This is a genomic window from Actinomadura sp. NPDC048032, from assembly GCF_040653175.1.
Classification (GTDB): domain Bacteria; phylum Actinomycetota; class Actinomycetes; order Streptosporangiales; family Streptosporangiaceae; genus Spirillospora; species Spirillospora verrucosospora.
In genome coordinates this window covers 1-7,449 of the sequence record NZ_JBEZJP010000407.1, presented here as the reverse complement: position 1 = coordinate 7,449, position 7,449 = coordinate 1, and the positions used below count along the sequence as shown (strand labels likewise).

Annotated in this window: 8 protein-coding genes; 3 read left to right on the top strand and 5 right to left on the bottom strand. The window is 75.7% G+C overall.

The window, feature by feature from the left end:
- Positions 1-78: 78 nt before the first annotated feature.
- Positions 79-387 carry an adenylate/guanylate cyclase domain-containing protein gene (locus AB0C69_RS34585; protein WP_360359318.1) on the top strand — a complete coding sequence of 103 codons (309 nt, stop codon included), beginning with the start codon at positions 79-81 and terminating at the stop codon, positions 385-387.
- Between the two features lie 19 nt (positions 388-406).
- On the opposite strand, the gene AB0C69_RS34580 is transcribed toward AB0C69_RS34585, so the two are convergent.
- From AB0C69_RS34580 to AB0C69_RS34570, 3 genes are read right to left on the bottom strand one after another with little or no spacing between them, the layout of a single operon-like run.
- A complete protein-coding gene (locus tag AB0C69_RS34580; protein WP_360359315.1) occupies positions 407-1,150 on the bottom strand; it encodes a hypothetical protein in 744 nt (247 codons plus the stop codon).
- Positions 1,151-1,201: 51 nt separating this feature from the next.
- Positions 1,202-1,846: an MBL fold metallo-hydrolase gene (locus AB0C69_RS34575; RefSeq protein ID WP_360359312.1), complete on the bottom strand. Its 645-nt coding sequence runs from the start codon at positions 1,844-1,846 to the stop codon at positions 1,202-1,204.
- Positions 1,846-2,931: an S-(hydroxymethyl)mycothiol dehydrogenase gene (locus AB0C69_RS34570; protein ID WP_360359309.1), complete on the bottom strand. Its 1,086-nt coding sequence runs from the start codon at positions 2,929-2,931 to the stop codon at positions 1,846-1,848. The genes AB0C69_RS34575 and AB0C69_RS34570 overlap by 1 nt, the downstream gene beginning before the upstream one ends.
- A 159-nt stretch (positions 2,932-3,090) precedes the next feature.
- Here AB0C69_RS34570 and AB0C69_RS34565 point away from each other — a divergent pair, with 159 nt between their 5' ends.
- Positions 3,091-4,362 (top strand): hypothetical protein, encoded by a 1,272-nt coding sequence (locus AB0C69_RS34565; protein ID WP_360359306.1) that lies wholly within the window; start codon positions 3,091-3,093, stop codon positions 4,360-4,362.
- Here the strand turns inward: AB0C69_RS34565 and AB0C69_RS34560 are convergent.
- On the bottom strand, positions 4,355-4,888 hold the full coding sequence (locus tag AB0C69_RS34560) for a GTPase domain-containing protein (RefSeq protein WP_345184298.1): 534 nt from the start codon (positions 4,886-4,888) through the stop codon (positions 4,355-4,357). The two genes, AB0C69_RS34565 and AB0C69_RS34560, sit on opposite strands and share 8 nt — an antisense overlap.
- 141 nt (positions 4,889-5,029) lie before the next feature.
- Positions 5,030-5,695: an MBL fold metallo-hydrolase gene (locus tag AB0C69_RS34555; RefSeq protein WP_345184300.1), complete on the bottom strand. Its 666-nt coding sequence runs from the start codon at positions 5,693-5,695 to the stop codon at positions 5,030-5,032.
- Between the two features lie 266 nt (positions 5,696-5,961).
- Between AB0C69_RS34555 and AB0C69_RS34550 the strand changes: the two genes are divergently transcribed.
- Positions 5,962-7,449: helix-turn-helix domain-containing protein (locus AB0C69_RS34550; protein ID WP_360359303.1), on the top strand; the 1,488-nt coding region annotated here is incomplete at its 3' end.

Here is a 7,449-nt window from a genome sequence, read left to right as displayed (position 1 = left end):
GGGCGGCGGTGCCGGCGTCCACCAGCTGCTCGCCCCAGTTCAGGACGACCATGTAGGCGCCGAACCACAGGAGGCCGGCTGCGCGAGGACGTCCCGGCGCTGAGCGCCGCCGTGGGCGTCTCGGCGGGCGAGGCCGTCGCCGGGCACATCGGCGCCGAGGAGCGGTTCGAGTACACCGTGATCGGCGACCCGGTGAACGAGGCGGCCCGCCTCACCGACATGGCCAAGACCACCCGCGAGCGCGTGCTGGCGGCGGGCTCCCTCCTCGCCGGGGCGGGACCGGACGAGGCGGCGCACTGGTCGCTCGGCGACGAGGTCACCCTGCGGGGCCGGACGCAGCCGACCCGCCTCGCCTCACCGCGCCCGGTCGAGCGCGTCCCGTCCTAGCCGCCGCGTCCGGGACGTCTCAGGACCCCACGAGCGTGGCGCCGCTCAGCGTCGTGTAGAACGGCGAGCCGGCCAGCCGCGAGCCCTTCTCCTCGCCGATGTAGACGTCGGCGTGGTTCTGGCCGCCGTATCCGGGGCGGAACAGGTCGGTGACCGTCCAGCGGGCCTTCCGGAACGCCGCGCACACCTCGTCCTCGACGGCGCGGCCGCCGCCGTCCTCACCGCAGTCGAGGATCGCGAACCGCCGTCCCCGCGCCAGCACGGACCTGTCGGCCGCCGCCGACGCCCACGCCCGCAGCGGGCGCCCCCGCGAGTCGCGGGTGGTGTCGTCCAGCCAGAAGCCGACGCTGTGCGACCAGTTCAGGTACCGGCCCCGCTCGGGCCCCTCGGTGACGCGCCCGCTGCCCTCGGTCTGGACGACCTTGAGGAAGTCCTTCGGGTAGGAGCCGAGCGGGGTCTTCCCGCGCGAGCAGTGGAAGCGGGCGCAGCCGCGCACCGCTTTCCGCTCGCCGTCGTACAGGCTTTCCAGCGCCGTGTAGTACGTGGTGATGCGCCACCCCGCGACCCGCCCGAGCGGCACGGGCTCGCCGGTCGCGGGGACGCCGGCCGGGGGAGGAGGGCTCGCCGGAGGCGCGGAGGCCGACACGGTCGGCGCGGTCGGCGGCGGCACGGCCGGCGCCGGCACGTCCGCGCCGCGCGCGCTCTGGCCGCAGCCCGCGACCGCCCCGCACAGCAGGAGCGCCAGCGGTGCCCTGCGCCGCATCGCACCCTCCCGGCCGTGGACGGCTGTCCGCCACCGGGGACACTATCCCGGTCAGTGGCCGCGGGCTATCCATTCCTCGAGATGCGGGGCCTCCGCGCCGACGGTGGTGGAGTCGCCGTGCCCGGTGCGGACGGTCGTCTCCGGCGGAAGGGTCAGCAGCCGCTCCCGGATCGAGGCGATGATCGTCGGGAAGTCGGAGAACGACCGGCCCGTCGCGCCGGGGCCGCCGCTGAACAGGGTGTCGCCGGAGAACACCGTCGCCAGGTCGGGCGCGTGGAGGCACACCGCGCCGGGGCTGTGGCCGGGCGTGTGCAGGACCGTCAGGCCGGTGCCCGCGACCGTGACGACCTGCCCGTCGGACAGCTCCCCGTCGGGCGAGGCGTCCGGGTGCCGCTGCTTCCACAGCATCAGGTCGTCCGGGTGCAGCAGGACGGGCGCGCCCGTGCGGGCCCGCAGGGCGGGCGCCGCGTCGATGTGGTCGTCGTGCCCGTGCGTGCACACGATCGCCACCAGCCGGCGGTCGCCGAGCGCCGCCGCGATGGCCTCGGCGTCGTGCGCGGCGTCGATGACGATCGCCTCGCTGTCGTCGCCGACGATCCAGACGTTGTTGTCGACGTCCCACGTCCCGCCGTCCAGCGAGAACGTCCCGGACGTGACGAGGCGGTCGACGCGCAGTTCCCCGGATCCGCCGGCCATCAGAGCACCACCACCGAGCGCAGCACGTCGCCGCGGTGCATCTTCTCGAACGCGGCCTCGACGCCGTCCAGCGGGATCGTCTCGGAGACGAACGCGTCGAGGTCCAGGCGGCCCTGCAGGTAGAGGTCGATGAGCATGGGGAAGTCGCGGGACGGCAGGCAGTCGCCGTACCAGGACGACTTCAGCGACCCGCCGCGCCCGAACACCTCCAGCAGCGGCAGCTCCAGCCTCATCTCCGGGGTCGGCACGCCGACCAGCACCACCGTCCCGGCGAGGTCGCGGGCGTTGAAGGCCTGCTCGTAGGTCTCGGGGCGGCCGACCGCGTCGATGACGACGTCCGCGCCGAACCCGCCGGTCAGCTCCCGCACCGTCGCGACGACGTCCTTCTCCGCGCCGTTCACGGTGTGCGTGGCCCCGAGGGAGGACGCGGTGGCGAGCTTGCGCTCGTCCAGGTCCACGGCGATGATCCGGGCGGCCCCGGCCAGCCGGGCGCCGAGCACGGCCGCCGCGCCGACGCCGCCGCAGCCGATGACCGCGACCGAGTCGCCGCGCCCGACCCCGCCGGTGTTGATCGCCGCGCCGAGCCCCGCCATCACCCCGCACCCGAGCAGCCCGGCGGCCTCGGGCCGCGCCGAGGGGTCGACCTTGGTGCACTGCCCGGCCGCGACGAGGGTCTTGTCGGCGAACGCGCCGATGCCGAGCGCGGGCGACAGCTCCGTCCCGTCCTCGAGGGTCATCTTCTGGGCGGCGTTGTGGGTGTCGAAGCAGTACCAGGGGCGTCCGCGCCTGCAGGCGCGGCACTGCCCGCACACCGCGCGCCAGTTGAGGATCACGAAGTCGCCGGGCGCCACCTCGGTCACCCCCTCGCCCACCGACTCGACGACCCCGGCGGCCTCGTGGCCGAGCAGGAACGGGAACTCGTCGTTGATCCCGCCCTCGCGGTAGTGCAGGTCGGTGTGGCAGACCCCGCACGCCTGGACGTCGACGACCGCCTCGCCGGGCCCCGGGTCCGGGACGACGATCGTCTCGATCCGCACCGGCTGACCCTTGCCGGGTGCGACGACCCCGCGTACCTGCTGCGCCATACTGCCGCCTCTCGTCGTCTCGACCTCCCCCCGACCCTACCCACGCCCCCGCCCGCGCTCCTCCTCCCCATCTGGCCGGAGGACCCTCCCAGGTAGCGGGCACGAGATCACCTGCGGGGGCGACGCGGACCCGGGCGGCCGGGCGCGATGCTCACCGCCATGACAAGCACCCTCACCCGCCTCACCGCCGGGACGCTCGCCGCCGCCGCGATCACGGCCGCCGGCGTCTCCGCCGCGTCCGCCGGGGCGTTCGAGCGCCCGACCGCCGAGCACCGGGCGGCGCCCGTCGCCCAGCCGAACGCCGCACGAGGCCGTCTGGTCTCCGCCACCCACCTCGCCGCCATGTCGGCCGACCAGGTCCGGGCCTGGCTCTCGTCCGAGGACTTCGACACCGCGTCCGTCCGCCACGGCGTCGACACCTACCGGCTCGTCTACCGGACGGTCGACGCCCGGGGCCGCGCGACGACCGCCAGCGGCCTGGTCGTGCTGCCGCGCAGCCGCGACCGCCGCCTCGCGACGGTCTCGTACACGCACGGCACCATGAGTTACAAGCCCGACGCCCCCTCGACGGCGGACGACGTCTGGGGGCCCGGAGCGGCCGTCACCTACGCCGCGGCCGGGTTCGCGGCGGTCGCGCCCGACTACCTCGGCCTGGGCCTCGGACCCGGAGTCCATCCGTGGAAGGACGTGCCGTCCGAGACGAGCGCGTCCCTCGACATGCTCCGCGCGGCGCGTCACTTCGCCCCGCGGGCGGGGCGCGTCCTCGACGGCCGGGTCTTCGTCACCGGCTTCTCGCAGGGCGCCTCGTCCGCGCTCGGCCTCGCCCGGGCGCTGCAGGGCGGCGCCGACCCGCACTTCCGCCTGCGCGCGGTGGCCCCGATCAGCGGCGCCTACGACTTCCAGGCCTCGGAACTGCCCGCCCTGCTGCGCGGGGACATCGCTCCGAAGATGGCGGTCGCGTACACGTCGTACCTGCTCACCTCCTGGAACCGCGTCCACGGAGGCATCTACGAGGACCCCTCGGAGCTGTTCCGCGAGCCCTATGCCGCACGCGTCGAGAAGTACTTCGACGGCACGACGCCCGGGCGCGTCATGCTCGACGGCCTCCCGGACACGCTGGGCGCACTCCTCACCCCGCGCGGCCTCGCGCTGCTGCGCCACCCCTCCGGATCGTTCGCCGAGGCCCTGCGCGTGGACGCGGAGGTCTGCACGGCCTGGACCCCGCGCGTCCCGGTCCGCCTCTACGCGATGGCCGGGGACGAGCAGGCGGTCACCGCCAACACCGACCACTGCGCGGCGCGGTTCCGGGACCGCGGCGCCGCCGTGCCCGTCGTCGAGGTGGGCGACCGGCTCTACGGCGGCTCCCGCCACCTCGGCTCCAACCTCGCGGGCACCGCCCGGATCGTGCGCTGGTTCGGCGAGCTCAGCTGAAGTGGATGGCCTGCAGCTTGTCGGCGGCGTCGCGGTCGAGGACGGTGACGCCGGCCGCGGGCGGCAGGGGGGCGCCGCTGCGGGCTCGGGCGATCAGGGGGCGCCAGCGGCGGCAGTGGCGCGTCCAGAGGGCGGCGGCGACGACGCGGCCGCGCGCGTACTGGCCGGCGCGGGCGGTCTCCGGCGCGACGTCGATGAGGATCAGGTGCAGCCGCCCGCCGCGGCGGCGCGCCAGCCAGGCGAAGCCGTGCAGGATGTGCGGCCAGGTGCCGCGCGTGTGGGCGACGACGCCGTGCCCGGCGACGATCGCGCGGCCGATGCGCCAGACGTGGGTGCTCTGGACGATCGGGGTCCGCAGCCGGACGGGCAGCGGCCCGAGGAACCGCGCCCACCAGTTGCGTGACTGGCGCGAGTCGATCACCCGGACGTCCCCGGCGCGCACCGGGGCCGTCTCGTCGCCGCGCAGCCCGTACAGGCGGTTGAGCAGCGTGCTCTTACCGGAGCCGGGCAGGCCGGCGACGAGCACCAGCGAACCCGCCGGGTAGCGCAGCGCGGGTCCCGGATCCGCCTCGTGAGGTGGGGGGATGGTCGACTCCTGGTCTCGGGCCGGAAGTGTGTTGGGGCAAACGAACGTCCCCCGCCACTTGTTCCGGCCGGGCCGCGAGCGTCACCAGCCGCGGGCGCGCCACTCCGGGAGCGAGGGGCGCTCCCGGCCGAGCGTCGAGTCCTTGCCGTGCCCCGGGTAGAACCAGGTGGCGTCGGGGAGGCGGTCGAAGACGCGCTCCTCCACGTCCGCGAGCAGCTGCCGGAAGCGCGTCGGGTCGCCCCAGGTGTTGCCGACGCCGCCGGGGAACAGGCTGTCGCCGGTGAACAGGTGCGGGCGGTCGGCCAGCTCGCCGCCCGCGTCGTAGAGGAGCGCGATCGAGCCGGGCGTGTGGCCGCGCAGGTGGATGACGTCGAGGGACGCCTGCCCGACCGCGACGGTGTCGCCGTGCTCCACCGGCTCGGCGACCGGCTCGGGGAGGGGCCCGGCGTCGCGCGGATGGGCGACGACCGGCGCGCCGGTGGCCCGCGCCACCTCGCTCAGCGCCATCCAGTGGTCCTCGTGCCGGTGCGTTGTGACGATCCGCGCGAGGGGGCCGTCGCCGATCAGCTCCAGCAGCCGGGGCGCCTCGTTGGCCGCGTCGATCAGCAGCTGCTCGCCGGTCGCGGTGCACCGCAGCAGGTAGGCGTTGTTGTCGTACGGGCCGACCGCCACCTTCGTCACCCGCAGCCCGGGCAGCTCCCGGACGTCCGGACGCCCGCCCGCCTCGACGTTACCGGTGTAGGTCATGCGTCCTCCCCGTCGTTCGTTCGAAGACCATCTTCCATCATCGGCCCCCGCGATCACCCGTGCTCGGGGTGCGCGCCTGGAATGAGTCACCAGACGCAGCCGAACCGTGCGCCGCCGGACGGACTTTCCCGCCTTCTCCCCGCACTATGGGAACCGGAAGATCAGGTCCGACCCCGGAAGGGCGGTGAGGCGGTGACGACCGCGTTCCGTCCCGCGCGGCAGCGCGGGACGCCGCCGGGGGCGCGCCGCGGCGGGAGGGCGACCGGATGATCGGCGACGGGCCGGGCGTCCGGCCGGGCAGCTTCTGGGAGCGGCTGGCCCCCACCGACCGGCAGGCCCTGCGCGCCATGGGACGGCGCGCCGACATCCCGCCCGGCGGCATGCTGTGCCACCAGGGGACGGTCGCGCCGGCCGTCTACGTGGTGTTCAAGGCGTCGCCGCGGGCCGCGAGCAACGCGGTCGCCAAGGAGTTCGTGGACTCCAGCGACGGCGACGAGTCGATCATCGACCTGTTCGGGGCGGGCGACCTGGTCGGGGTCCTCGGCCCGTGGGGGCATCCGCAGCGCGCCACGGTCGCCGCGCTGGACCACGTCACGGCGCTGCGCGTGGACCGCGGCAAGTTCCGCAGCCTGCTGGCGGCGAGCCCGCAGGTCGCCGAGGCGATGATGCACGCCGTCTCCGAGAGCGTCACCTACGGCGGCCGCCGGCACGCCGTGCGGGCCGCGGACCACCCGCAGCGGCTCGCCTACCACCTGCTGGAGCTGGCGCACCGGTTCGGCGAGCCCGCCCCCGGCCAGGGCACGCGGATCCCCCTGCGGCTCAGCCAGGCGGAGCTGGCCAACTGGGCAGGGATCTCCCGCGAGACGCTGGTGCGCTGGTTCCGGACGTGGCGGGCCAAGGGCATCCTCGACCGGCGGGCCCGCCCGCTGACCGTCCTCGACGTCGAACGGCTCCGCCGCGCCGCGAGCCCCTGGGGCGACGACTGGCCGGCCGCCGAGCCCGAGCGGGCGCCCGAGCGGGCCCGGGAGCCGGACGAGGGCGCCGGGATCGCGGCGCGCGAACCGGTGCGCCTGGCGGCGCCGGCCCGGCCGCCCGCCGTCCGCCTCCCCGCCGACGACCCCTACTTCGCCGGACGCGCGGTCAGCCTCGGCAAGCTCGACCTGCTGGTCGGCCAGTCCGTGTGGCCGCGCGCCGTAGTGGTCCAGGGCATGGCGGGCGTCGGCAAGACCACGCTGGCGCTCCACTGGGCGCACCGGGTCCTCGACCGCTTCCCCGACGGCGTCCTGTTCGCCGACCTGCGCGGCACGTCCCGCAGCCCCGTCACCCCGGCGGAGGCGATGGGGCAGGTGCTGCGCGCGGCGGGCGTGCCCGGCGACCAGGTCCCGAGGACGGAGGCGGAGCTGGCGGCGCAGTGCCGGTCCCTGCTCGGCGACCGGCGGATGCTGCTGATCCTGGACAACGCCGCCCGGCCCGAGCAGATCAGGCCGCTGCTGGCGGCGATGGCCTCGGGGCTGGTGGTCGTGACGAGCCGGCGGCGGCTGCCGGCCCTGCTCGAAGGCGCCGACGTCCGGACCCTGGAACTGCGGGAGATGGCGACGCAGGAGGCCGTGGACCTCATCTCCAACGTCCTCGGCGCGGGCGACCCCCGCCTCAGGGAGGAGGACAAGGCGGTCGAGCGGCTCGCCCGCGAATGCGGCCACCTGCCGCTCGCGCTCGGCGTCATGGCCGGGCGGCTCGCCGAGAACCCCGGCGAG